Origin of the sequence: Flavobacterium sp. (assembly GCF_043778725.1) — a bacterium.
Classification (GTDB): domain Bacteria; phylum Bacteroidota; class Bacteroidia; order Flavobacteriales; family Flavobacteriaceae; genus Flavobacterium.
In genome coordinates this window covers 1-2,943 of the sequence record NZ_JAYWFT010000184.1, presented here as the reverse complement: position 1 = coordinate 2,943, position 2,943 = coordinate 1, and the positions used below count along the sequence as shown (strand labels likewise).

Annotated in this window: 2 protein-coding genes; both read left to right on the top strand. The window is 38.8% G+C overall.

Translation table 11 applies throughout. The annotated features are described in order from the left end of the window. Positions 1-1,957 (top strand): hypothetical protein (locus ACH2CG_RS16670; RefSeq protein WP_395067265.1); only part of this gene is annotated, 1,957 nt, incomplete at its 5' end. Positions 1,958-2,073: 116 nt separating this feature from the next. After that, on the top strand, positions 2,074-2,943 hold an 870-nt coding region (locus ACH2CG_RS16665; RefSeq protein ID WP_395067264.1), incomplete at its 3' end, for a hypothetical protein.

Below are 2,943 nucleotides of genomic sequence, written 5' to 3'. Positions count from 1 at the left end.
CAGAAAAATTACATTCCACGCTCAAGGTGGTTCACACTTTCTTGGCAGTGTTGGTATTGGTACAGCAGCACCCAAAGCAGCATTAGATGTTGCTGGTCTTGGAGGTTTACTACTTTCTGTTGGCAATATAGGCAGCGCTACAAACGCAAATTTATTACCTTATGCAAATACAGGTCAATTAATACAAGGTTGGAACCGCACAAGTGGCAATGGAGAAATTGATTTCATGAATTCAGTCCCTAACACACTTCAAGGTGGTTTCAATTGGAGTAACTTGAACAACGATGGGTCAACAACATCAATGGCAACTTTAAATAATAGTGGATTATATATAAATGCCTTACAAAACGGATCTGCTTTAGACAATATTGTTGTTGCAGACAGTAACAATTTATTGAAAAAAGTAAGTGCATCAAGTATCGCAAGTGCTTCAGAACCTTGGTTCAACCAAGCAACTGGTGCTGGAGCTACGGCCAATACCCAAAATATTTACCAACTAGGTAATGTTGGTGTTGGCACTACAACTCCAACAGCCAAGTTACATATCGCTGGAAATGCAAAAATTGACGGTCAAAACGCATTAGAATTTGGTGCAGGAATTACCAAAGCTACTGCTAACGGAGAAATTGCATACCAAAAATATTCTTCAGGACTAGATATTGTAGGTGCTGGTTCTGCATCAGATGCATCAGACAGAAAGATAGCGTTGCACGCTCAAGGTGGTGCAACTTTATATGGAAAATTAGGTATTGGTGCTGACCCAACTTCAATAACATCTGGTTTATATTTGCCTTTAAGTGCAGAAATTCGTAAAGATTTTAATGCCAATGGAGTAGCTGGAACACCAAATTCATATATGAAAATCATTAACAATGATGGTGCTGGTAATTTTTCAGAATATATTAACTCAACAGGAACCAATTCTCCAACAGCAGTTGTTGCAGCTGGAGCCTACAGAAGAACAATTCTACAATTAACATCTGCAGGTGCTGACGAAGCTTTTTCTTACCAATATGCCAATCAAGTGGCTGCTGGTGGTGCACAAAGCTGGAAAGAATATCTAAGAATCTCATCTGCATCTAACAACCTAACACTAAACGGTGGTGGTGGTAATGTAGGTATTGGTACTAATGCTCCATTAGGTAAATTAGATGTTTCTGGTTTTGGTGGTCTTCTAGTAACAGGATTAAATCTTGATTCAAATACAACTTTTGGAACACCAGCTTATCTAGCTACTTTAGGTGCCGCTGGCAAATTAGTATTAGGAGTAAATAGAGCATCAGGTACAGGTGACGTTAGTTTATTAAATTCAAAAGGGATTCTTAACGGTGGTTTTACTTTTCATGATTTAAATAATGATGGTACAACAACTCCATTAGCAAGTTTAAATAATGGAGGACTTAATATTAACAACATACCAGCAGGTACTAACTCTGACAATATAGTTACTGAACTTAACGGTACTTTAAGAAAAGTGAGTGCAACATCTGTTGCTAGCGCTTCAGAGCCTTGGTTAGATCAAGCAACAGGTACAGGTGCTACAACAAGCACTCAAAATGTTTACCATATAGGTAATGTTGGTGTTGGTTTAACTTCTCCTGTATATCAATTCCAAGTAGGAGGTGTCGGTCCTGGTAGTGGTTTAGGTATTGCTTGGAATAATGCCATTCCTGGTACAGGTGAAACAGACTTTTTTAATTACGGTCAAGGTGGTCAAGGTGGTTTTGCTTTCAACAACTATGGCAGTTCAGGAAGTTCATACCCAACAACAGGTTCAACCAATTTAATGACGATGCTTGGTAGCGGAAATGTAGGTATTGGTACAACAACTCCAACATCTAAACTTCAAGTAGTAGGACTACCTATTTATGTTGACAACACTGCTGCATTAGCCGCAGGTTTAACAGCAGGTGCATTTTTCCATACAGGTGACGGAATTGTAAGAGTCGTATTCTAATAAAAAAAAACATACCACATAGAAACAATAAAATTAGTAGCCTATACAAACGCTGTAATTTTTAATAAAGAACATCGTTATACAATATGTTTCTATGTGGTTATAAATATTCAATTATGAAAAAATATATTTTATCTTTCTCTATGCTTCTCGCAGCTCTAGCCGCACAAGCACAAGAAACCCCAAGTACTGGCTTGTTATACCCACGTACGACAACAGCACAACGTACTGCAATGCCAGCAACAACTGCCAAAGGCATACATGTTTATGACACAGATACCAATTCAGACTGGTACTATAACGGTACCGTTTGGGTACAAAACGCATCTACAGCAGCTGGAAGTAAATGGACAAACGGATCAGGAAATGTGAGGCTTACAAACCTATCAGACGGAGTAACACCAAGAACTCCTACCAACCGTTTTCAAGTTAACGACAATGGTGATGTAGTTACAGATGGTGCACTATACCCAACCTCAGGAATTATAGAACTAGGTTATGGTAATATACCAGGTGGTAATCGTACATCATTTATTGATTTTCATGCCCAAGACGGTGTAGATAACAATGCACGTATCGCTAGAGAACCAGGTGCTGATGGTAACTTAGTTATCTACAACAGAGGTGTCGGTCTAACAGCAATTAATAATACCGCAGGAACCATAACATTAGATGGTACGGGTAAAGTTGGTCTTGGCACGTATACCCCAACAGCTAATTTACAAGTAGAATCAGTTGGAAGTGCAAATCAAAGAACACTTTTAGTGATTGAGCCCAATACTTGGAGTAATGTTGCAAACGCAGATGCGAGTTATTTAATTCGTGCTGGTGAAGGTGCAAAAAATAGTGTTAACGGTGGTGCTTTTACAGTTAGTGGTTTTGGTAATGGTTATTTTGCTGGAAACTTAGGTATTGGGAATGCTACACCAACTGCCAAACTACACGTAGCAGGAAATGCAAAAATCGATGGTCCAAACACACTAGAA